Genomic DNA, 22,093 nt, shown 5'->3' with positions numbered 1-22,093 from the left:
CCTCACAACCAGGGACCGAGGTCGGGGACCCCGGCCAGCGAATGCGGCCGCCCGGCCAGATACGCCGCGACGTCGGGCAGCGGTCCGTCCGGCACCGCGTCGAGGCCGCGCTTGGCCTGGATTTCGGCGACGAGCGCGGACAGGAAGGCATCGGGCAAGTCGGCGAACGTCAATCTGGTGCCGAGATCGACCGCGTGCACGCACACCTCGCGGGCCCGCAGCCACGGGACCTCGGCGGCGGGAACGGTCCGGCCCTGTGCGGTGACCACCTCGGCTTGCCAGTGCGACGGGGTCAACGCGCCCATCGCGGACTCCAGCGAGCGCGCCGAATCCTGCAGCCACGACGTGAGCCGGGCTTCCGGCAACCGGGAACCTGCTTCGATATCGGCGTTGCGCTGGTCCATCGAGGCATACATCGGGGTGCGCTCGCCGGTCCGCGCCCAGTGCACGAGGTTGCCGAGGGCGTCCGCGTTGGCCGCGACGTGCGCGGCGAGGTGTTTGCGAGTCCAGCCAGGCAACGCGCTCGGCGCGGACAGTTCCTTCGCGTGGGCCAGGAAAAGCTCGGTCCCGAACGAGACCCACTTCCGCGCATCCCCGGGTGTCATCAGGATTCCTTCACGATCTGGTTGACGCACGCCCCGATCCCGGCCACCTCGGTGACGACGGTTTCGCCGCCGGTCAGGCAGACCTTCGGGTCGCGGGCGTGGCCGACCCCGGCGGGGGTGCCGGTGGCGATCAGGTCGCCCGGGTTGAGCTGGACGATCGTGGAGATGTACTGCACCAGGTACACCGGGTCGAACAGCAGCGTGCCGGTGGTGTCGTGCTGCATGACGCGACCGTCCACAGTGGTCTTCACTTCGAGCGCGGGCCGGACGCCGCCGACCTCGTCCGGCGTGACGACATACGGGCCGACCGGCGTCGAGGACTGCCAGATCTTGCCCTGCGTCCACTCGATAGTGCGGAACTGCCAGTCCCGGACCGAGACGTCGTTCATGACGGTGAACCCGGCGATCGCCGCCGCGGCCTCGTCCTCACTGGCCCGCCGGACCGTTTTGCCGACCACCACGACGAGTTCGACCTCCCAGTCGAGCGCGTCGGTCTCGGGCGGTTTGCCGATGGGGTCGGCCGGGCCGGTCAAGGTGTCGGCGAACTTGGGGAACAGCGTCGGGTACGTGGGCAGTTCGCGGCCCATTTCCTTGATGTGATTGGTGTAGTTGTGCCCGATGCAGACCACTTTGGACGGATTTGGCACAACCGGGGCGAGGTCCGCGCCGTCGGCGGGCCAGGTCTCGCCGGTCGCCTGGGCGGCGTGCGCTTCCCAGCCGTCTCGGGCGAACAGCGCGCCGAGATCAGGGGAGCCGAGGTCGACGAGCACGTCGCCGTCGAGGCGGACGGCGCGCGTGCCGCCGTCGACACGGAGGGTGGCGAGCTTCATCGGAGAGTCTCCTGACGGTCGAGGTGGAGCGCCTCGAAGACGGGCGCGTCCGAGAAACGGAACAGGTCGAGGGCACCGGAGTCGGAATCCGTGGCACCGGCTTCGGACTTCACGGAGAACGGCTGCCACGACGGGACGACGAACAGATCCCCACGCGCGACGGTCCACGAGGTGTCGCCGACGGTCACCGTGCCGGAGCCGTCGAAGACCTGGCAGACCGAGGAGCCGGTCTCGCGCACCGGCGCGGTCTCGGTGCCCCGGGCCACGCGGTGGAACTCGGCGCGGATGGTCGGCAGGACATCGGAACCGTTGTGGGGATTGGCAAACCGGACAGCTGCGTGGCCGGGTTCGACTGTTCCGCCGTAGCCTTCTTTCTCCAGTTGCAGCTGATCGCGCAAGGCGGCGTCGGTGTGCTCCCACTTGTACGCGAGCAACGGCGTACCGGGCGCGACCGTGCCGACGGACAGCGGCCGCAGGCCCGGATGCGCCCACAGCCGTTCGGAACGGGACCGCTCAGGGGCGGTCCGTTCGGCGGCGCTGATCGTTTCGCGGCCGAACTCGAAGAACTGGGCGTCGATGCCGTACTGGAACGGGATGTCGAGGCCGTCGAGCCAGGCCATCGGCTCGCGGGTGGCGTTGTGGTGCGCGTGCCAGTTCCAGCCAGCCTGCGGCAGGAAGTCGCCGCGGCGCATCGGGACCGCGTCGCCGCCGACGACCGTCCACACGCCCGAACCTTCGACGACGAACCGGAACGCGTTCTGCGTGTGCCGGTGCTCCGGCGCGTCCTCGCCGGGCATGAGGTACTGGATCGCGGCCCACAGCGTCGGCGTCGCGAACGGACGGCCGCCGAGCCCCGGGTTGGCGAGCGCGATCGCGCGGCGTTCCCCGCCGCGCCCGACCGGCACGATCTCGCCGGCCTGCTCGGCGAGCCGGAGCAGGTTCTCCCATTGCCATCGGTGCGGTACCGCCCGCGAGCGCGGATGGGCGGGCATCAGGTCGCCGATCTCCGTCCACAACGGAACGAGCAGTTCCTGCTCGAAACCGCGGTAGAGGTCCTCGAGGGCGGGCGTGACCGCGGGCTGGTCCGGTGCGTCGACCGCGGCGAGCTGAACGGGAGTTCGCGCTGGAGTGCTGGTCATGGGGTTATGGTGGGCGCGTCCCGGTCTGCGGAAAACGGGATTCTGGTGTGCGGAAAGGCGGCCCGGATGGACAAACGGTTCAAGGCCCCGCCGCCGTATGCGGTGGCGAGCGTCGACAACGCCCTGCGGATCGCGGCGATGCTGCAGCTCGAAGGCCCGTTGACGGTCTCCGAGGTGGCCGAGCGGATCGGTGTCGCGCCCTCGACCGCGCACCGGCTGCTCGCGATGCTGGTGTACCGCGATTTCGCTGTCCAGGACGCCAACCGCGCCTATCGGGTGGGCCCGGTGCTGGAGCTGGCCGCGCACTCACAATCCGCCGCCTCGAAACTGCGCGCGGCGGCGCTTCCGCACCTGCGGCGGCTGGTGGACCTGCTTGACGAGTCGGTGAACCTGACCGTCCGGACGGGGGCCACGGCCCGGTTCATCGCGAGTGTGGAGTGCTCGCAGGCGTTGCGCGTCGGATCCCGCGAAGGGATGGTTTTCCCGGTTCACCAGACGACAGCCGGCCTGCTGCTGCTCGCCGAACTGCCGCCGGACCAGGTCGAGGAGCTCTACGCGGTGGACAAGCCCGGCGAACGACCGGACCCGGCCGAGCTGCGGGCGGACCTGGCGCGCGTGCGGCGCAGCGGCTTCGCGCTGAACCAGGGGCGTTCGGAGCGAGGCGTAGCCGCGGTCGGAGTCCCGGTGCACGGCGCGGACGGGACGGTCGTCGCCGGGTTGTCGGTGTCGATGCCGAGCGTGCGGTACCAGAAGGATCGGCTGCCGACGTTGGTGTCCGCGCTGCGCGCGACGGCGGCGGCGCTGGAAGCGGATCTGCGCGGCTAAGTCCTACTCAAGTGCCGCCGCGAAAGCCGCGTGCACGTTGAGGAATTGCTGCACCGGCAGCTCCGCCGCGACCCCGGGACGCTGCGGGGCCAATCTCTTGGCCGCCCAAGCACTCCAGCGCACGTGCGCCTCGGCGACGCTCAGGTGGGCCGCTTCGGCGGCATGACGCGCGTTCACGCCGTCCAGGATCGCTTGGTGCATCAGCGCGGGAGTCGAACGTTGTTCCCACGCGCGCAAGGACGCCATCGAAGAAAGCCGGTGCAGCGTCGAGGACACAGGCCGCGGCGCCGAGCGGGGCAGCGGGAAACCGCGTTCGAGCGGTCCTCTCCTCTGCGTCGCGCCATCGGCGTTGTCAGTGATCAAGCTCGTCATCAGAGTCCCTCCGACGTGCGGTTACCCGCCACGGGACGGGCGAAACCTTGATCGTCGCGCGGTGTGGGCGCTGGCGGGCAGGAGCGGGTCGATCTCGACCGGGTCCAGATGCGGGTCGCGCAGCAGGGAACCGATCGCGGCCTTCGCGAAGGCCAGGATCGGCACCACGAGCAGTGCCCCGACGATCCCGGCGATCTCCAGGCCGAGCGCGATGCCCAGTACTACGGCCAGCGGGTGCAGCCGGACCGCGCGCCCGAGCAGGAACGGCTGCAGCACATGGCTTTCCAGCTGCATCACCGCGACGACGATCGCGAGCACGATGCCCGCGGCGACGAATCCGTCGGCGACCAGGGCGATCAGCACGGCGACGGCCCCGGTCACCACCGCGCCGAGGATCGGCACGAACGCGCCGATGAAGATCAGCGCCGCCAGCGGAACCGCGAGCGGAACGCCGACCAGCCAGATGCCGACGCCGATGCAGACCGCGTCCGCGCAGGCCACGGCCACGGTCGCGCGCACGTAGCTGACCAGCGAGGCGAACCCGCGGCGACCGGCGACGTCGATCTCGTCGCGCAGCGAGGCGGGCACGATCCGCAGGAGGAAGCGCCAGACCTGATTGCCGCTGTAGAGAAAGAAAATGAGCACGAACAGGGTCAGCAGCATCTCGGTCAGCACGCCGCCGACGGTCGCGGCGGTGGAGAGCACGCGCGCGGAAAGTTCGGCGGTGTTGCCCTGGATCGCGTTGACGGCCTTGTCGAGCAGCTGCTGCAACTCGGCGTGGTGCAGGTGCAGGGGCCCGTTCTGCAGCCAGTTGTTGATGCTCGCAAGACTGGCCCCGACCTGGCTGCCGAGCTGCGGCAGGCTCGCGGTGACCGTGGTGACCACGAGCGTGAGAACCCCGCCGAGAACGGCGAGCCCGACGACTATCGCGAGAAGCGTGGCCAGCGCGCGGGGCACGTGCCAGCGCACCAGCCGCTCCACCAGCGGCGCGAACAACGCCGAAAGGAGCAGGGCGATCCCGATCGGCACGGTGACGGTCGCGAGATAGCCGAGCGTCCACGCGACGACGCCGAGCATGGTCAGGACGACCAGGAACCGCCAGCTGGCCGCCGCCGCGACCCGCAGCGACCACGGCACCACGTCAGTGGCTTCGCGACGCCGATGGCGGTTTCCGCCCGCGATCCGGCGGGCCGGGACGCTCATCTCGCCGCTGCCTTGGCCGACCACGGTTCGGCCACGCCGCACGCGATCATCATGCTCGCGCCCAGGCCGTGCCCGAAGGCGACATTGCCGGCCAGTCCGTCCTCGTCGGCTACCTCGGTTCGCACCCTGTCGATCACGTCGATCACCTCGCGCCGCGAATTCCCGGCGGAGATCGCTCGCAAACGGCGCGGCCGGAACCAAGTCGACGGCCCGGACCAAGGGCACAAGGATCGCCGCTGCACCGAGCCAGGGGGCGGGCAACGGGCACGACGCCCCGCCCGAGGTTTGTTCGGCGTCGGGCGCGGACGGCGGTAAACCCGGCGGGATTGTTCCTGGCCGCGAATATTCCGATTCCCAGCCGTTTTTGCTCGACCGGTGCGGACATCGGGCGCAATCGGAGCAGGCGGAGGAGTGCAACCGGCGGTGGCGGATTTCGTTCTGCACCAATGCTTTCGCGGGTCCGTCTCGGTGAACGAGACGGCCCTGTCGCTGCCGCCGCGTTGTCGGCAATCTTTATTCAGGTCATCGGAAATCCCTGGAAGAGGGGAACATCATGACAAGACCGAGAACAAGACAACTGGCCGCGGCCCTCGTACTGGCGGGCTGCGGTTTGGTGGCGGCTCCGGCAGCGTCCGCGGACAGCGCGGCCGTGCCGTCCAGCGGGGGCCACCCGCAGCGAGCCCAGGCGAATTCGCTGGGCATGGCATGGCGTGGCGGGGATCGGGCACTGACAGCTTGATCTGGTGGTCGAGCTTCGACGGCAGTGTGTGGTCGCCGCAGCAGCCCCTGACCGACCGCCGGACGGAAACGGCCCCCGCGCTGGGACGTGCCGGGAACGGGCAGTTGGTGATGCCGTGGCGCGGAGCCGGCGGCGACAACCTGATCTGGTGGTCGACCTATGACGGGAGCACCTGGTCGTCCCAGCAGGCGCTGACCGACCGCCGGACAGAGGCGTCTCCGGCGCTGGGCCGGGCAGCGAACGGGCAGTTGTTCATGACCTGGCGCGGAGCGGGGAACGACAACCACATCTGGTGGTCGACGTACGACGGCTTCACCTGGTCGCCGCAACAGGCGTTGGTCGACCGGCGGACAGATCTGGCCCCGGCGATCGGCTGACGCGGGCCTGTGCTGCTCGAAACAAGGTTCGCCACGCGCGCAGCGAGGTCGCCACGCGCGGGGCGACCCCCCCTCAGACCGCCCGTACCGCAGAACCAGCCTGCGTGGCCGTCCCCGCCGCTTTCGACCGGGGAAGTTCCCGCAACAACAACCCAGCCACTACGGAAATCAGTGCCGCCCCGCCGTTGTAGATCGCCACCGTCGTCCAACTGCCGCTCGACTTGAACAAGGCCGCCGAGATCAACGGTGCGAACGAACCGCCCAGCACCGCGCCCAAGCCGTAGGACACCGCCAGCGCGCTGTACCGGATCGAGGGCGGGAAGGCGAGCGCGAAGAACGTCGGTTCCGCCGCGGAGTTCGCGGCGACCGCCATGAACAGCAACACAAAACCCGCCACCATCGGGAGGTAGCTGCCACTGCCCAGCAACGGGTAGAACGCGAACGGCGTCAGCACCAGGCCGATCCCCGACACGACGAACACCTGCTTGCGGCCGAACCGATCGGCGAGCAGGCCGAACAGGGGCGTGGTCACCATGTACATCGCGGTCACGATGAGCAGCATCGACAGCAGCATGGTCTTCGGATGGTGCAGCACCGAGGTGCCGTAGGTCAGCGAATACACCGTCACCACATAGAAATTCACGTGCGTGCCGAGGCAGCACAACATCACGAGGATCATCGGGCGCCAGCCGCGCTTGAACGCGTCCGCGAGCGGGACCCGCTTCACCGCCTGCGCGTTTTCGACGCGGACGAACTCGGGGCTTTCGTCGAGCTTCACCCGGATGTACAGGCCGACCAGCACGAGCACCGCGCTGGGCCGCCGGCGAGGAAACCGAGGAAGACCACCGGCAGGACCGCCCGCCAGACGCCGTGCAGCAGGATCCCGGCGAACGCGGCCACGACCTCGGCCGCCCCCGGTGACGGCCGCCGCGGCGAACCGCGAACGGTTGTGCGGCATCAACGCGGCGATCCCGGCGAGGAAAGCGCCGACGCGGACCAGCACCTGCGCGGGGAAATCACGGAGGGAATACCCCACGGCCGCGGCGACGAGCATCCCGGCCGCCACTCGCGCCAGCCGGGCCGGGTCCCGCAAGGCCGTCCCGGCGCCAGGCCGCGGACAGCGGCGCGGGCGAGCGGTGCGAAATCCATTCCAGGCCTCCGGACAGAACCCCTCTGCCGCCCATTTTCCGCGTGGCGGCAGGGGGAATCAATTGACGAGATCCGAAGCCAGGGTTCGGGAACGGGCAACTCAGCCCGCCGAGGCGCGCAATACCTCGTCGTTGTGCTGTCCCACTTCCGGAGCAGGCCGCGGATCGAGGCGCGCACCGTCCACTTGGACAGGTGACCTCGGTGCCCAATGCTGCCCCGCACCGGGTTGGTCGATTTCCCCGAACAGCGCCAGTTCCCGGAGCGCCGCTCCGCCGTCGCGGCCGAGTTCGGCGAAACTGCGGTAGCGCTCCCACAGAATCCGGTGCCGCGTAAGCACTTCCGCCACCTCGGCGTACGGCGTCTGCCCGAACCACCGTGCCAGCAACGGCGTGATCACGTCCCGGTGCCGGTACCGGTCGGACTCGGAGGCGAACGAGATCCCCAACGCCTTGCCCAGTCCGGCGAAGGCGTCCGCGAGCCCGGTGGCGGCAAGCATCTTGTCCCAGTGCCGTTCGGTGAGCAGCACGATCATCACCCGGACACCGTCGGCAGTCTCGAAATCATCGCCGTAGGTGCCGTAGATTTCGTTGCCGGACTTGGTGCGCGAGTGGTCGGTCAGCTGCGCTTCGGCGAGGTAGCCGAGATTCCCGGCAGTGGCGAGCGCGACGTCCTCCAGCGCGACCCGGATCGACCGTCCTTCCCCGGTGAGCTGCCGGTGCCGTTCGGCGGCCAGCAGCCCGATCGCCAGATACAGTCCCGCGCAGACGTCCCAAGCGGGCAGCACGTGGTTGACCGGCGCTGTCCCGGTGCCGGTGAGCAGGGGGAAGCCGGTCGCGGCCTGCACGGTGTAGTCGACTGCGGCGCCGCCGTCTGCTCGGCCGTCCAGCAGCACGTGGATGAGGTCCGGACGTTGCGCGCTCAGAGCCTCGTATCCGAGGTCCGCGTGCCGCGAAGTGTTCGTCACGACCACGCACGGGCCGCCATCGACGATCAGTTCGGCGACCCGGCGACGGTCCACTTCGGACTCCAGGTCGACGGCGACGGCACGCTTGCCCTTGTTCAGCCCGGACCAGTAGAGGCTCGTTCCGGTGTCGGACAACGGCCAGCGCGTGCGGTCGGCGGCTCCGCCGAGCGGTTCGACCCGCACGACGTCCGCGCCGAGCTGGGCGAGCGTGAGCCCGCACAGCGGCGTGGCGACGTAGGCGGACAGCTCGACGACCCGCAGCCCGGCCAGCAGTGCGGGGTTCATGCGTCGTGCACCCGGGAGAAGTCGGGCTTGCGGCGTTCGCGGTGCGAGGCGAGTCCTTCGTGCACCTCGGGGCCGCCGAAGCCGTAGAACTCCAGTGCCAGCGAGGAATCGAAGATCCCGCTGGCGAGCTGTCGGTACCAGAGGTTGAGGCTCTGCTTGGTCCAGCGGATTGCGGTGGGGGCGCCGCACGCCAGTTCGTGCGCGATCTCGCGCGCGGTGGGCAGCAGTTCGGTTTCGTCGTCGACGCACAGCGACACCAAGCCGATCCGCTCGGCTTCGGCGCCGTTGAGCGGGCGGCAGGTCATCAGGTAGTACTTGGCTTTCGCCATCCCGCACAGCAGCGGCCAGCAGACCGCGGCGTGGTCGCCTGCCGCGACGCCGAGCCGGGTGTGGCCGTCGATGATCTTCGCGTTGGCGGTGACCACGGAGACGTCCGCGAGCACTCCGGCGACCAGCCCGGCGCCGACGGCGGGGCCGTGGATCGCGGAGACGATCGGCTTGGAGCAGTCGATCACGTTGTAGACCAGATCGCGGGCCTCGCGCATGGTGCGGGAGCGCGCTTCGAAGTCGGTGGCCAGCTTCTCGACCAGGTCGAACGATCCGCCCGCGGAGAAGCCCTTGCCTTCGCCGCGCAGCAGGACGGCTTTCACCGCCGGGTCGCGGTCGAACTCGCGCCAGACGTCGGCGAGGTCGGCGTGTGCGGCTTCGCTGACCGCGTTGAGATTCGGGGCGTCGAGGACGAGTTCGATGACGCCGTCCTCGTCCGGGCCGTCGACCCGCAGGTTCTCGAACTGTGCGTAGCGGCTCATGCCGGTCCTTTCCTGCCGTCGCCGAGGAACAAGCCCTCGCGGTCGTATTTGCGCAGCTGCTCGACGTCGTCCGCGGTCACCTCGGGCAGTTCGGTCAGGTCGTCCGCCACCGCGAGGTCCCAGCCGCAGCGCGAACGGACCTGCGCGACGCGGTCGGCGAGCGGTTCCGGCCCGGGTGCGATCGCGGTGAGCACCAGCTCGCCGTCGCGCGGGGTCAGGATGCCGAGGTCGGTGACCACTGCGCGGACCCGCGCGCCGGGACTGGTGACGTAGCTGCAGTTTTCGATGAAGCGCCGCGGGCTCATCGTGCCGACGACGTACGTCTCGTCGGCACCGGTCACGACGTCGTTGCCGCCGCCCGAACCGACGAGGTACGGGCCGCCTTCGATGCGGGTGGTGTTGATGTTGCCGTGCCGGTCGATTTCCGCCGCTCCGACGCAGGCGATCGACTTCGTCGCCGGGCCGTTCATGAGCGTCCCGAGCGCTTGCTCGGTGTCGAGCAGCATCGAGGACGATGGGAAGTTGGCGAAGCTGAAGATGAACGGGTCGCCGGGCGTCGGGGAGTAGTCCCAGAGGCCGAGTTCGGCCGCCAGCGCGACCTCGTGCCCGTCCGCTTTCGCTTGTTCGACGGCCACCCAGGCGGCCAGGTTCGCCAGTCCGGCTCCGGCGAGCACGCCGTCGGCTCGAGTTTCGGCGATCCGTGCCCGGACCAGTGCGGCGAGCCAGGTCGCCGCCCGTTCCGGCCGCGTCACGGGTCCGGTGTGTTCGCCGCGGCCGGTGGGCGGCGTCGGTTGCCCGAGCGTGCGGGTCAGTGTGTTGAGCCGCGCTTCGCCGAGTTTCGCCAGGTAGGTGTCGTGGTCGAGGAGAATCCATTCGCGGATCCAGTCGTCGAAGTCGGCCGAACGGCTGGCTTCCCGGGCGGCGATCCAGAACTCGACGTCCTCGGCGTAACCCTCGACCGGCAGCCGCGCGCCCTCGGTGCCGGGGAAGACCCCGCCGGGATGGGCCCCGAACGGAGCCTCGACCACGGCCAGCACGCGGTGTGCCGGAATGCGGACGAACGGAGCCCACGGACGCAGGTCGTCGACGACCTTCTCGACCGTCGCGAGCACTCCGCGCCGGGCGGCGAACGCGCCGATCGAGCCCTCGAACATCGGCGGCGCGATGGCCAGATTGCCTTGCCGGTCGGCGACCGCGGCGTGCACGATCGCGACGTCCGGGGTGATCGGCGCGACCAGGCCGACGCGGCCGAACGGCGTGTCGACCTCCGCGTAACCGGGGTTCCCGGCCATGGACGAATCGCGCACCGAGCCGGTGACCACGGCGGGCACGCCGGTCGCGGCGGCGCGCAAACCCTGGATGTAGCTCAGGAACGACCAGTTCTCGACCTCGACCGAACCGTCCGCATAGGACTGCTGGAACACCGGATTCGGCGTGAACACGGGAAACGAGTCTCCCGAGTAGACAGTCACGACCTTCTCCAGGCAGCCGGAGCGGAACAGCACCGCGCCGAGCGACGACAGGCTCGCCATGATCAGCGTGAACCGCGACGGCCGGTGCCAGTGCTGCCGCGCGATCTCGCGCACGAGCGCGCTCCATCGGCTGTGCCCCAGGATGACGTGCAGTGCGTCGCCCTCGCGGACATGGCGCGAGACCGCTTCGTCGAGCTGGCAGAAGTCGGTCATCAGGCCACGACCACCAAGGTTTCGGCGACACACGCCGGTTTCGCCGCGCCTTCCAGCTCCACTGTGTACCGCGTGGTGACGGTGACCCCGGCAGCACCGTCTTTCACCTCGGCGAACGACGCCCGAGCGCGCAGCCGTGAGCCGACCGGCACCGGCGAGGGGAACCGGACCTTGCCCAGCCCGTAGTTGATCCGCGCGGACCCGAACTCGAGCCGGACCAGCTGCGCGCTGAAGAACGGAATTAGTGACAGGGTCAGGAAACCGTGCGCGATCGTCGACCCGAACGGTCCGTTCGCGGCCCGCTCGGGATCGGTGTGGATCCACTGGCGGTCGCCGGTGGCCTCGGCGAACGCGTCGATCCGCGCCTGGTCGACGGCGAACCATTCGGTCGGCCCGATCTCTTCGCCCAGCGCGGCCCGGACCTCGTCCGCCGAGCCGAAGACGCGGGTCACGCGGTCACCCGCTCGAACACCGCGGCCAGGCCCTGCCCGCCGCCGATGCACATGGTCTCCAGCCCGTAGCGGGCTTCGCGGCGCTGCATTTCCCGCGCCAGGGTGGCGAGGATCCGGGTGCCGGTCGCGCCGACCGGGTGGCCCAGCGAGATCCCGGAGCCGTGCACGTTGAGCCGGTCGAAGTCTTTCTCGCCGAAGCCCCATTCGCGGGTGCAGGCCAGTGCCTGCGCGGCGAACGCCTCGTTGAGTTCGATGAGGTCGATGTCGGAGATCTTCAGCCCGGCGCGGTCCAGCGCGAGCGCGGAGGCGGGCACGGGACCGATGCCCATCACCTTCGGTTCGACCCCGGCCACGCCGTGGGAGACCAGCCGCACCAGCGGGCGCAGGCCCAGTTCGGCGGCGCGTTCCCGGGTGGTCACGATGCACACCGCGGCGGCGTCGTTCTGGCCGCTCGCGTTGCCCGCGGTGACGGTGGCGTCCGGGTCCTGTTTGCCCAGCACTGGCCGTAGCTTGGCGAGCGTTTCGACGGTGGTGTCCGGACGCGGGTGTTCGTCGGTGTCCACGATGACGGTGCCCTTCCGCGTTTCCACCGGCACCGGGATGATCTCTTCGGCGAACACGCCGGACTGCTGCGCGGCGACGGCCCGCTGGTGCGACCGGGCGGCGAGCCGGTCTTGTTCTTCACGGGTGATGCCGTACTGCCGCCGCAGGTTCTCGGCCGTCTCCAGCATCCCGCCGGGCACCGGATAGTGCTTGCCGCCCGGAGTCTGACGGCCTCGGGTGAGGGAATCGTGCAGGTGGACGCCCGCGCCGGTGGCTCCCCAGCGAAGGTCGTTGGCGTAGAAGACGGTGTTGGACATGCTTTCCGCGCCGCCCGCGACGATCAGGTCGCTCGCGCCGGCCTGCACCTGCAGCGCGGCCAGCAGCACCGACTGCAGGCCGGAACCGCAGCGGCGGTCGACCTGCATGCCGGGAACGGTGACCGGCAGTCCCGCGTCGAGCGCGACGACGCGGCCGATCGCCGGGGCTTCGGCGCTGGGGTAGCAGTGGCCGAGGATCACGTCGTCGATCGCGTCGGCGGGCAGGCCGGTGCGCTCCAGCAGGCCCTTGAGCGCGACGGTGCCGAGGTCGGCGGCGGGCACGCTTTTGAGCGAACCGCCGAAGCGGCCGATCGGGGTGCGGACAGGTTCGCAGATGACGGCGTCACGCATGGGGAGTGCCTTCCTCGTGATAGTCGGCTTCGAGGCTGGTGCGCGGTCCGGCAGCCCCGGTGAGGGTCAGGTTCGCGCCGCCGGGACGGGGCTCGGCGCGCAGTCGCGCGGGCTGGCCGCAGAACAGCGGGGCCAGGTTGCGGTGCGCCAGCCGGGTCACGCGTGCGCTGGGGGAGTCCAGGCGCAGCACCTCGGCGAGGGCGAGGGACATCAACGGCCCGTGCACGACCAGGCCGGGATAGCCCTCGACCCGGGTCGCGTACGGCCAGTCGTAGTGGATGCGGTGCGGGTTCGCGGTGGCTGCGGAGAAGCGCATCAGCAGCGTCGGGTCGGTAGCGAAGTCCCAGCCGTCTTCGCTGCGGCGGAACGGTGCGCCCACCAGATCCGCAGGCTCCACCTGCGCTGCTTCGGAAGTGACAGCGCCCGCTTCGCGGTAGATGAGGTCCTGCCGCTCCTCGACGAGCGGCGAACCGTCCACACCGGACAGCACGGTCCGTACCACGACGATCACCAGCTGCCCGGAGCGACCGGATTTCTCCGTCACGGAGTCCACAATGGACCGCCGGGTGACCGTCTCGCCGATCTTCGGGGCCAGGCGCACAGTCACCTCGCCACCGGCGAACATCCGCCGGGGCAGGTCGATCGGCGGCAGGAACGTGCCGCGCGCCGGGTGTCCGTCGGGGCCGAGTCCGGAGGAGACCGGCCAGCGGGGGAGTGCGACCCAGTGCCACAGCGGCGGCAGGTCGTCGCCCGGCCGGGGTGCGGGGAGCCCGTTGTCGAAGAGCGCGGCCAGCGCCGCGACCGGGGCCGGGTCGACCAGTTCCGCGGTCGTCACCGCATGGGGTTCCCAGCCGGTCACATGAACCGTCCGCCGGTCACCTCGAGCACCGTGCCGGTCATGTACGACGACAGGTCGGACGCGAGGAACAGGGCCACCGAGGCGATCTCGCCGACCTCGCCCGCGCGGCGCATCGGGATCTCGGCCATCTTCTGGTCCCACGCCTTCTGCGGCATGGCCTCGGTCATCGCGGTGCGGATCAGGCCCGGCTGGATCGCGTTCACCCGGACGCCGTGGTGCGCCATCTCCTTCGCCGCGGCCTTGGTCAGCCCGACGATCCCGGCCTTGGCGGCCGAGTAGTTCGTCTGCCCGACCATGCCGACCTTGCCCGACAGCGACGACAGGTTCACGATCGCGCCGCTCTTGCGCTCGCGCATGATCGCGGCGGCCTTGCGGGTGCCGTTCCAGGTTCCCTTGAGGTGCACGGAAATGACCTGGTCGAACTCGTCCTCGGTCATGGTCCGCATGGTCGCGTCGCGGGTGATGCCCGCGTTGTTGACGAACACGTCGACCGGGGAGAACGACTCGGCCGCGGCGGCCAGCAGAGCGTCCACATCGGACCCTTTGGTGACGTCGCAGGCGACGCCGACGGCTTCTCCGGCCAAGCTGTCCGCGGCTTTCGCGGCCGCGTCGCCGTCGATGTCGCCGAGCACCACCCGGGCGCCCTGGGCGACGAACAGCTGGGCGATGGCGAGTCCGATGCCTTGTGCGCCGCCGGTGACGACAGCGGTCCGGCCGGTGAGCAGAGTCATGGGGTGTCCTCAGATCTTGTTGCGGGCGACGAGCTGCGCGGCGATGACGTTGCGCTGGATTTCGTTGGTTCCTTCGCCGACGATCATCAGGGGTGCGTCGCGGAAGTAGCGTTCGACGTCGTATTCCTTGGAGTAGCCGTAGCCGCCGTGGACGCGGATGGCGTCGAGGGCGACCTGCATCGCGGTCTCCGAGGCGAAGAGCTTCGCCATCCCGGCTTCCATGTCCGCGCGTTCGCCCGCGTCGAGTTTTTCGGCGGCGTCGAGGGTGAGCAGCCGGGCGGCGCGCATTTTGGTGGCCATGTCGGCGAGGAGGTTGCCGACGGATTGGTGTTTCCAGATGGGTTTGCCGAACGATTCGCGTTCTTGGGCGTAGCGGACGGCGTCGTTCAACGCGGCCTGCCCGACGCCGAGCGCGCGGGAGGCGACCTGGATCCGGCCGACTTCGAGCCCGCGCATCATGTGCGACCAGCCCTGGTTCGGCGTGCCGCCGAGGACCGCGTCCGCGGGCACCTTCTGGCCGTCGAAGACGAGTTCGCAGGCTTCGACGCCGCGGTAGCCGAGCTTGGGGAGTTTCTTCGAGATGGTGAGGCCGTCGCCGGGTTCGACGAGGAGGACGCTCATGCCGCGGTGCGCGGGTTTCGCGTCGCGGTCGGTGATGCAGAGCAGGCCGATCAGGCCGGAGTGGGCGGCGTTGGAGATCCAGGTCTTCGAGCCGGTGATGGTGTAGCCGTCGTCGCCCGGCAGTGCCTGGGTGCGCATGGCTTGCAGATCGCTGCCGCCGCCGGGCTCGGTCAGCGCCATCGTCGCGCGGATCCGGCCTTCTGCCATGGCGGGCAGGTACTTCTCGCGTTGTTCCGGGGTGCCGAAGGTCTTGATGAGATAGGTGATGACGGAGTGGCCGCCGATCGCGCCCGCCAGGCTCATCCAGCCGCGCGCGAGTTCTTCGGTGACGCGGGCGAAACAGGCGGTGCTGACGTCGACGCCGCCGTATTCGGCCGGGACGAGCAGGCCGAAGAAGCCGAGTTTCTTCATCTCGTCGATGAACTCGGCGGGGTAGATGTCGTCGGCTTCGAACTCGCGGACCCGGGGCCGGACCCGTTCGTCCGCGAACTCCGCGACCAGGGCGACCATCTGCTGTTCGTCGTCGGTGAGCGTCATGAGGATTTTGACACCTGCCCGTTCCCTTCTCGTGCCTGCCGGAGGACGCGCTGGGCGCGCTCCAGCACCGGCTTGTCGACCATCTGCCCGTTCACCGCGACCGCGCCGTCCGCGCCGGCGTCGAGGATCGATTGCGCCCAGCGGATTTCCTCGCGCGTCGGACGCAGCGCCGCGGCGGCGACGGGTACCTGTTTCGGGTGCACGCACAGCTTTCCGGCGAACCCGAGCCGCCGTGCGTAGCGGACTTCGTCGGTGAGGTGTGCCTCGTTGTCCAGATCCGCGGTGACGCCGTCGATCGGCCCGGGCAGTCCCGCTGCGGCGGAAGCCAGCACGAGCGCGCCCCGCGCCGCGACGAACGCGTCCCGGTCCGCCGGATCGGCGCCCAGCTCCGCGGCGAGGTCGAAGCTGCCGAACGCGAGGCGCTGGACGTTCGGGACGGTCGCGGTCTCCCGCGCGTCCAGGATCCCGCGCGCGGTTTCGACCAGCGCGATCACCACCGGCAGGACGCCGAGCTGCTCGGCCGCGGCACGGGTCGTCGCCGGTTCGGCCTTGGGCAGCATCACGGTGCACCGGCGCTGCCTGAGCACGGCGAGGTCTTCGTCGTGCCAGACGGTGCCGGCGGCGTTCACCCGCACCGCGCACTCGGGGTTCTCCTCGAGCCACGCGACGATTTGTTCCCGCGCGTACTCCTTGCGCTCCGGCGCGACGGCGTCCTCCAGATCGAGCACGACCAGGCTCGGCCCGGCCGCCATCGCCTTGCCGAACCGCTCCGGCCGGTCGCCGGGGACGAACAGGAGGGTGGTCGCTTCCCGTGCCCGCGTCGCCGCGCGGCTGGTCATTTCCGCGCCTTTTTCGCCTGCCGGACGAGGCCGCCGCCGATGATGAGACGCTGGATTTCGCTGGTGCCTTCGTAGAGCCGCAGCAGCCGGATGTCGCGGTAGATCCGTTCGACCGGCACGTCGCGCATGTAGCCGGTGCCGCCGTGGATCTGCACCGCGAGATCGGCGACCTTGCCCGCCATCTCCGTGCAGTAGAGCTTCGCGGCGGACGGGCCGATCCGGCGGTCCTCGCCGGACACGTAGCGCGCGGCGGTCTCGCGCACCAGCGCCCGCCCCGCCATCACTCCGGTCTGCTGATCGGCCAGCATTGCTTGCACCAGCTGGAAATCACCGATCGGCTGACCGTCCTGGGTCGCCGAGGCGGCGTACGCGACGGACTCGTCCAGCGCCCGCTGTGCGGAACCGACGGCCAGCGCGGCAATGTGGACGCGGCCGCGAGCCAGCGACGTCATCGCGGCGCGGTACCCGGCGTCCTCGTCCCCGCCGACGAGCGCGGAGGCAGGCACCCGGACATCGCTGAAGGTGACGTCCGCGGTCCAGGCGCCTTCCTGGCCCATCTTCTTGTCCTTGGGCCCGACCTCCAGCCCCGGCGTGTCCGCGGGCACGAGGAAGACCGCGATGCCGGGCCCGGAGTCGTCCGCCGGGCGCGTGCGGGCGAACACGACGAACAGGTCCGCGATGGGTGCGTTGGTGATGAAGCGTTTCTGCCCGTCGATGACCCAGTCGTCACCGTCGCGCACGGCCTTGGTGCGCAGCCCGGCGGGATTGGACCCGGCGCCGGGCTCGGTCAGCGCGAACGACGCGACCACCTCGCCCGAGGCGATGCGTTCCAGCCACTGCGTCTTCTGCTCGTCGGTGCCGAAGCCGACGAGGACCTGCCCGGCGATGCCGTTGTTGGTGCCGAACATCGACCGCAGCGCCAGCGACGTGTAGCCGAACTCCATCGCCAGTTCGACGTCCTGGGTCAGGTCGAGCCCGAGCCCGCCCCATTCCTGGGGGATCGCGTAGCCGAACAGGCCCATCTCCGCCGCCTGCGCGCGCAGATCGCCGGGGATGGCGTTGCCGTCCATGATCTCCTGCTCGCGCGGAACGACCTTCGCCCGGACGAAGTCGCGCACCAGCTCCAGAATCGGCCGGAAGTCCTCGGGAGTCACCGCTGCTGCCATGCCCCCACTATGACTCAGCCGGGCCGCTCAGAAAATACTTTATCAGAAATCATCGAATGCCTCACACTGTCGGGCGACCGCCTGGTGACGGAGAACCTGCAGGTGGAACCTGGATTTTGCCGGTATCTGGACCGCGCGACAAGGCGGAAGGGACCGCCGGATCGTGCCACGGTCGTGTAATACTTCATCCGATGCAACCGTCGGCGCAAGGATGGGAGAAGGCCGTGGCGATGCCCGGAACCGCGAGTGCCGGACCGCGCCGCACCGGCCCGGCGAACCTCAAGGCGATGGCCGCGCAGGAGATCCGGCGACGGGTCTTCTCCGGCCAGCTGCGCGCGGGCGCGAAGATCGACCAGGAAGCGCTCGCCGACGAGCTCGGCATCAGCAAACTGCCCGTCCGCGAAGCGTTGATCACCCTCGATCACGAGGGCGTCGTCGAGCACATCGCCCGCCGCGGCGCGTTCGTCGCCCGGATGACGCGCGACGACATCCGGGACCACTTCCGGGTGTTCGGCGTCGTGTCCGGATTGGCCGCGGAGCGCGCGGCGAAGAACCTGTCCCCGGAAAGCCTTCAGGCGTTGCACGATCTGGCGGACCGGATGGAGTCCGCAGTGGACCGTGCCGACCAGGAACGGCTGAACTTCGAATTCCACCGCCGGATCAACTACGCCGCCGACTCGCGCCGGCTCCTCTCGCTCCTCGGCATCCTGGGCAAGACGGTGTCGCACGGGTTCTACGAGGCGCACGAGGACTGGCCGGACAAGGCACGGGCCGACCACCGGCTGATCCTCGACGCGCTGTCCGCGCGCTCGGCCGCCCGGGCGCGCTCGCTCGTGGAGAAACACCTCGCCGACGCGGGCGAACGCGCGGTCGCTTTGCTTGAGCAGCAAGGATTCTGGGACCACTGACCGGCTGGGGCTTCAGGCCGGTTTCTGATCCATGTCTCTGGCGAGGAGGGCGTCGGTGACCGCGATGCGGACGTACCGGCCGTCGCGCCAGGCAGCACCCGCGACCCGGCCCCGCCCGTCCAGTGTGGACGATCACTCGCGACGAGCGTTGGCCCCGTTGTGCAAATTCGCGTTTTATGGCTTCTCCAGGTACCCGTTACGGTCAAATTCATGGAGCGGAACTTTCACTCGGCCGAAGAACTCACGGCCGCCTTGCGTGCTGGAGAAGTGACGTCGGCGGAACTGACCGACGAGGCGATCGCCCGCATCGAGCGGGAAGACAAGGCGCTCAACGCGATCTGCGTGCCGGACTTCGACCGTGCGCGCGCCTCCGCCCGCGACGCCGACCAGGCGCGCGCCCGCGGCGAAGACCGGCCGTTGCTCGGCATCCCGGTGACCGTGAAGGAGTGCTACAACATCACCGGGCTGCCCACGACCTGGGGCATGCCGCAGCACCGGGACTTCATGCCGGCCGAGGACGCCGTACAGGTCTCGCGGCTCAAGTCCGCCGGCGCGGTCATCCTGGGCAAGACCAACGTGCCCTTGGGCTTGCAAGGTTTGCAGAGTTCCAACCCGGTCTACGGCACCACCAACAACCCGTGGAACCACGACCGCACCCCCGGCGGATCCTCCGGCGGATCGTCGGCAGCACTGGCGGCCGGTTTCGGCGCACTGTCCATCGGCTCCGACATCGGCGGCTCGCTGCGCACCCCCGCGCATTTCTGCGGGGTCTACGGGCACAAGCCGACCCTCGGACTGGTGGCGAACCGCGGCATGGTCGCACCGCCCGCGCCCGCGTTGCCGGTCGACCTGGACCTCGCCGTCGTCGGCCCGATGGCGCGCACCGCCCGGGACCTCGCGCTCCTGCTCGACGTCATGGCCGGACCCGACCCGCTGACCTACGGCGTGGCACACGAGTTAGCCCTGCCGCCCGCCCGCCACGAGCGGTTGAGCGACTTCCGGGTCCTGATCCTCGAAGACCACCCGCTCATCCCGACCGGGTCCGCGGTGCGCGCAGGCGTAAACCGGGTAGCCGACGCACTAGCCGACGGCGGCGCCCGCGTCGAACGGCACAGCCCGCTGCTTCCCGACCTGACCGAAGCCGCGACGCTCTACACCCAACTGCTGTTCTCCGGCTCCGTCGCGCGTTTCCCAGTCGACGCGTACGAGCAACTGCAGACCCGCGCGGCCGGACTGAGCGCCGACGACCAGTCCCTCGACGCGTCCCGCCTGCGCGGAATGGTGCTCACCCACCGCGATTGGATGGAGGTCAACAACCGCCGCGAACTCCACCGCCACGGCTGGCGGCAGCTGTTCACCGAGTTCGACGCGGTGGTGTGCCCGGTGACGCCGACGCCCGCGTTCCCGCACGACCACAATCCCGACCTGCTGGCGTGCCGGCTCGGCATCGACGGCGTCGAGTACCCGTTCTTCGACCAGCTCGTCTGGGCAGGCCTGGCCACCATGCCCGGCTTGCCCGCCACGGCGATGCCCGCGGGCCTGTCACCGGAGGGCTTGCCGGTGGGAGTGCAGGTGATCGGGCCGATGTTCGAGGACCGGACACCGTTGAAGCTCGCCGAGTTGCTGGAGGAGCGGATCGGCGGGTTCCAGGCGCCGAAGTAGGGGATCGGTGTTCGCCTCGAAGGCTCCGCGGTCGAGGCGAACACCGAGGTCGCCGCGGGAACCCTTCCATCCCGTTTTTCGGCCTGCTATCCCGTGCTGGCCCCAGAACGGCGAGAACACCTCGGTGCAGAGGAGCCGCGTCGCCCCGGTCGCCAGGAGAATGGCCGCGAGTCCCGGTCTCGGGAAGAACCCGATTGCGCGGCCGCCCGAGCGGTCAACGGGGGTCGCGGCCCGGCGGCGGGGGTAGGTAGCGGTACGTGCGGCAGGCAGTGGGAAGCGGGCCGGTGATCGTTTCCGGAGCGATGGCGAATCCGAGTCGCCGTCCCAGGATCGCCATCATCGCGATCGAACTGTCGGCGATCGCCGCGTCCGACGCGAAGTCGATGAGGCCGGAATCGACCATCTCGTCGTCGAACAGGCGCGGGTGCGTGCCGCCGCGGGAGTCGTACCCGCCCCCGCAGGTGAAGGTGAAGACGAGATCGCCGTGCGAGAGGTAGCTGACCACCGCCGGGTCGTCTTCGTTCGCCGCGATGAAGACGACGTCGGTGTTCCTGGCCAGCTCCCCGGCGATGTAGTCGATGTGGGTTTTCTGCTGGATGTGCTCCACGGCGACGGTCCACCCGCCCGACTCGGCGACGCGGATCCATTGCGGTCCGTCGAGGAACCCGGCCGTGCTCAGCACCGGGTCGGCGAGTGCTTGCTCCGCGGTCATGACGCGTGCCGAGCCGGAGTCGAGGTCGAAGGTGCGGAACACCTCGGCCGGGGCCATGCCGCGCACGAAGGTCAGGGCTCCGCCGTCGAGGACGACACCGGCCGGGGTGGCCAGCCACGCCCAGTCCGGATCGAGGCGGTATCGCGCGTCGACCGGTGACGTCTCGTTCATCGTGCGCTCCTAAACGGACAGTCAGGACCAGGTGACCGGGAGTTCGTGCACCCCGTAGATGTTCATATTCGTCCGCAACGGCACCTCCTCCGCCGGAACCGCGAGCCGCAGGTCCGGGAAGCGGCGCAGCAACCCCTCGAACCCGGCCCGCATCTCGATGCGGGCCAACTGCTGCCCCAGACACTGGTGAATGCCGTGCCCGAACGCCACCTGCCCCCGGACCTTCCGGTGCACGTCAAGCGTGTCGGGGTTCTCGAAGCGCTCCGGGTCGCGATTGGCGGCGAGCAGCGACACGACCACAGTCGAACCGGCCGGAATCGTTTCGCCGCCGAGTTCGACGTCCTCCGTCGCATAGCGGTAGAAGATGTCGGCCACCGACAGGTAGCGCATCAGCTCTTCCACCGCGTTGGAGAACAGTGCCGGGTCGGCGCGCAGTTCGGCCAGCGGGCCGGGGTTCTCGAGCAGCGCGAAGGTGCCCAGCGACAGCATGTTCGCGGTGGTCTCGTGGCCGGCCAGCAACAGCAGGAACGCCATGCCGGTCAGCTCTTCGACGCTGAGCTCCTCGTCGCGGGCCAGGTCGGAGAGGATGTCCTCGCCGGGTTCGGCGCGCTTGTCGGTGCACAGCTGGCCGAGGTAGCCCATCATCGCGCCGAACGCGGCCATCTTGTCCTCGAGGTTCACGTCCCGTTCCATGAACTTCGAGGAGTTCGCCTGGAAGGTCTCGCGGTCGGCGTAGGGAACGCCGAGCAGCTCGCAGATCACCAGCGACGGCACCGGAAGCGCGAACTCCCGCACGAGATCGACCGGCGGCGCCAGCCGCGCGACCGCGTCCAGTTGCTGTTCGGTGATCGCGATGATGCCGTCTTCGAGCTGCTTCATCCGCTTGACGGTGAACGCGCCGGTGAGCTTGCGCCGCAACCGGGTGTGGTCGGGGGCGTCCATGCTGATGAACAGGCCGGGGATCTGCGGCGACGGCTCGGTGGCGACCGGCATGCCCGGCGTCTCGTACGGAATGTGGAGCACGCCGAGGTCCTGGCGGCTGCTGAACCGGGCGTCGGACATCACCTGGCGGACCGCGTCGTACCCGGTGATCAGCCAGCCCTCGTGGCCGTCGGGGAAGAGCATCGGGCTGACCGGGCGGGTCTCGCGCAGCGCGGTGATCGCGGCGGGCGGGTCGAACGGGCCGGCGTCGCGGTCCATCGGCAGGCCGTGGACCGGGGAAACCTGCTGGCTCATCGGAAA

At 69.9% G+C, this 22,093-nt stretch carries 23 protein-coding genes; 4 read left to right on the top strand and 19 right to left on the bottom strand.

Annotation, left to right across the window (positions count from 1 at the left end; all coding sequences use genetic code 11):
* Positions 1-2 precede the first annotated feature (2 nt).
* Genes ACZ7SW_RS07535 through ACZ7SW_RS07525 form a run of 3 tightly spaced genes read right to left on the bottom strand, consistent with a single transcriptional unit; the run spans position 3 to position 2,574 of the window.
* Positions 3-605: a maleylpyruvate isomerase N-terminal domain-containing protein gene (locus tag ACZ7SW_RS07535; protein WP_470229564.1), complete on the bottom strand. Its 603-nt coding sequence runs from the start codon at positions 603-605 to the stop codon at positions 3-5.
* Positions 605-1,435: a fumarylacetoacetate hydrolase family protein gene (locus ACZ7SW_RS07530; RefSeq protein WP_470229563.1), complete on the bottom strand. Its 831-nt coding sequence runs from the start codon at positions 1,433-1,435 to the stop codon at positions 605-607. The genes ACZ7SW_RS07535 and ACZ7SW_RS07530 overlap by 1 nt, the downstream gene beginning before the upstream one ends.
* Entirely contained in the window at positions 1,432-2,574 is a 1,143-nt protein-coding gene (locus tag ACZ7SW_RS07525) for a cupin domain-containing protein (protein WP_470229562.1), read from the bottom strand. The genes ACZ7SW_RS07530 and ACZ7SW_RS07525 overlap by 4 nt, the downstream gene beginning before the upstream one ends.
* Positions 2,575-2,640: 66 nt before the next feature.
* Here ACZ7SW_RS07525 and ACZ7SW_RS07520 point away from each other — a divergent pair, with 66 nt between their 5' ends.
* The gene (locus ACZ7SW_RS07520; protein ID WP_470229561.1) at positions 2,641-3,399 is read left to right on the top strand and encodes an IclR family transcriptional regulator; all 759 of its coding nucleotides are present in this window, start codon (positions 2,641-2,643) and stop codon (positions 3,397-3,399) included.
* Positions 3,400-3,402: 3 nt separating this feature from the next.
* On the opposite strand, the gene ACZ7SW_RS07515 is transcribed toward ACZ7SW_RS07520, so the two are convergent.
* Genes ACZ7SW_RS07515 through ACZ7SW_RS07505 form a run of 3 tightly spaced genes read right to left on the bottom strand, consistent with a single transcriptional unit; the run spans position 3,403 to position 5,111 of the window.
* On the bottom strand, positions 3,403-3,771 hold the full coding sequence (locus ACZ7SW_RS07515) for a hypothetical protein (RefSeq protein WP_470229560.1): 369 nt from the start codon (positions 3,769-3,771) through the stop codon (positions 3,403-3,405).
* A 21-nt stretch (positions 3,772-3,792) separates the two neighbouring features.
* Entirely contained in the window at positions 3,793-5,016 is a 1,224-nt protein-coding gene (locus ACZ7SW_RS07510; RefSeq protein WP_470229559.1) for an AI-2E family transporter, read from the bottom strand.
* Positions 4,971-5,111, bottom strand: a complete 141-nt coding sequence (locus tag ACZ7SW_RS07505) for a hypothetical protein (protein ID WP_470229558.1) — start codon at positions 5,109-5,111, stop codon at positions 4,971-4,973. The genes ACZ7SW_RS07510 and ACZ7SW_RS07505 overlap by 46 nt, the downstream gene beginning before the upstream one ends.
* Before the next feature lie 568 nt (positions 5,112-5,679).
* Between ACZ7SW_RS07505 and ACZ7SW_RS07500 the strand changes: the two genes are divergently transcribed.
* On the top strand, positions 5,680-6,090 hold the full coding sequence (locus tag ACZ7SW_RS07500) for a hypothetical protein (RefSeq protein ID WP_470229557.1): 411 nt from the start codon (positions 5,680-5,682) through the stop codon (positions 6,088-6,090).
* A 73-nt stretch (positions 6,091-6,163) separates the two neighbouring features.
* Here ACZ7SW_RS07500 and ACZ7SW_RS07495 read toward each other — a convergent pair whose 3' ends face one another.
* The 11 genes from ACZ7SW_RS07495 to ACZ7SW_RS07445 form a co-directional block, all read right to left on the bottom strand.
* Positions 6,164-7,183 (bottom strand): MFS transporter, encoded by a 1,020-nt coding sequence (locus ACZ7SW_RS07495; RefSeq protein ID WP_470229556.1) that lies wholly within the window; start codon positions 7,181-7,183, stop codon positions 6,164-6,166.
* A gap of 156 nt (positions 7,184-7,339) precedes the next feature.
* Positions 7,340-8,488: a CoA transferase gene (locus tag ACZ7SW_RS07490; protein WP_470229555.1), complete on the bottom strand. Its 1,149-nt coding sequence runs from the start codon at positions 8,486-8,488 to the stop codon at positions 7,340-7,342.
* Positions 8,485-9,297 carry an enoyl-CoA hydratase/isomerase family protein gene (locus ACZ7SW_RS07485; protein ID WP_470229554.1) on the bottom strand — a complete coding sequence of 271 codons (813 nt, stop codon included), beginning with the start codon at positions 9,295-9,297 and terminating at the stop codon, positions 8,485-8,487. Before ACZ7SW_RS07485 ends, ACZ7SW_RS07490 begins: the two co-directional genes overlap by 4 nt.
* Positions 9,294-10,982: a CoA-transferase gene (locus ACZ7SW_RS07480; protein WP_470229553.1), complete on the bottom strand. Its 1,689-nt coding sequence runs from the start codon at positions 10,980-10,982 to the stop codon at positions 9,294-9,296. The genes ACZ7SW_RS07485 and ACZ7SW_RS07480 overlap by 4 nt, the downstream gene beginning before the upstream one ends.
* Positions 10,982-11,434 (bottom strand): MaoC family dehydratase, encoded by a 453-nt coding sequence (locus tag ACZ7SW_RS07475; protein WP_470229552.1) that lies wholly within the window; start codon positions 11,432-11,434, stop codon positions 10,982-10,984. Before ACZ7SW_RS07475 ends, ACZ7SW_RS07480 begins: the two co-directional genes overlap by 1 nt.
* Positions 11,431-12,645, bottom strand: a complete 1,215-nt coding sequence (locus ACZ7SW_RS07470) for an acetyl-CoA C-acetyltransferase (protein WP_470229551.1) — start codon at positions 12,643-12,645, stop codon at positions 11,431-11,433. Before ACZ7SW_RS07470 ends, ACZ7SW_RS07475 begins: the two co-directional genes overlap by 4 nt.
* Positions 12,638-13,480, bottom strand: coding sequence for an HTD2 family dehydratase (locus ACZ7SW_RS07465; protein ID WP_470229550.1), 843 nt, complete (start codon positions 13,478-13,480; stop codon positions 12,638-12,640). The genes ACZ7SW_RS07470 and ACZ7SW_RS07465 overlap by 8 nt, the downstream gene beginning before the upstream one ends.
* A gap of 20 nt (positions 13,481-13,500) precedes the next feature.
* Positions 13,501-14,235, bottom strand: a complete 735-nt coding sequence (gene fabG / locus ACZ7SW_RS07460; protein ID WP_470229549.1) for a 3-oxoacyl-ACP reductase FabG — start codon at positions 14,233-14,235, stop codon at positions 13,501-13,503.
* Between the two features lie 9 nt (positions 14,236-14,244).
* Positions 14,245-15,393, bottom strand: coding sequence for an acyl-CoA dehydrogenase family protein (locus ACZ7SW_RS07455; protein ID WP_470229548.1), 1,149 nt, complete (start codon positions 15,391-15,393; stop codon positions 14,245-14,247).
* On the bottom strand, positions 15,390-16,232 hold the full coding sequence (locus ACZ7SW_RS07450) for an HpcH/HpaI aldolase/citrate lyase family protein (RefSeq protein ID WP_470229547.1): 843 nt from the start codon (positions 16,230-16,232) through the stop codon (positions 15,390-15,392). Before ACZ7SW_RS07450 ends, ACZ7SW_RS07455 begins: the two co-directional genes overlap by 4 nt.
* Positions 16,229-17,398, bottom strand: coding sequence for an acyl-CoA dehydrogenase family protein (locus ACZ7SW_RS07445; RefSeq protein WP_470229546.1), 1,170 nt, complete (start codon positions 17,396-17,398; stop codon positions 16,229-16,231). Before ACZ7SW_RS07445 ends, ACZ7SW_RS07450 begins: the two co-directional genes overlap by 4 nt.
* Positions 17,399-17,589: 191 nt before the next feature.
* On the opposite strand from ACZ7SW_RS07445, the gene ACZ7SW_RS07440 reads away from it, so the two are divergent.
* Both ACZ7SW_RS07440 and ACZ7SW_RS07435 read left to right on the top strand, forming a co-directional pair.
* On the top strand, positions 17,590-18,306 hold the full coding sequence (locus tag ACZ7SW_RS07440) for a GntR family transcriptional regulator (RefSeq protein WP_470229545.1): 717 nt from the start codon (positions 17,590-17,592) through the stop codon (positions 18,304-18,306).
* A 210-nt stretch (positions 18,307-18,516) separates the two neighbouring features.
* A complete protein-coding gene (locus ACZ7SW_RS07435) occupies positions 18,517-19,968 on the top strand; it encodes an amidase (protein ID WP_470229544.1) in 1,452 nt (483 codons plus the stop codon).
* A gap of 214 nt (positions 19,969-20,182) precedes the next feature.
* Here ACZ7SW_RS07435 and ACZ7SW_RS07430 read toward each other — a convergent pair whose 3' ends face one another.
* Positions 20,183-20,851 (bottom strand): DUF6461 domain-containing protein, encoded by a 669-nt coding sequence (locus ACZ7SW_RS07430; protein ID WP_470229543.1) that lies wholly within the window; start codon positions 20,849-20,851, stop codon positions 20,183-20,185.
* A gap of 21 nt (positions 20,852-20,872) precedes the next feature.
* The gene (locus ACZ7SW_RS07425) at positions 20,873-22,087 is read right to left on the bottom strand and encodes a cytochrome P450 (protein WP_470229542.1); all 1,215 of its coding nucleotides are present in this window, start codon (positions 22,085-22,087) and stop codon (positions 20,873-20,875) included.
* Positions 22,088-22,093 lie beyond the last annotated feature (6 nt).

The sequence above is a fragment of the Amycolatopsis sp. NPDC114484 genome (genome assembly GCF_055633755.1).
The sequence above is the reverse complement of the archived record's forward strand: the minus strand, read 5'-3'. Positions and strand labels throughout refer to the sequence as shown.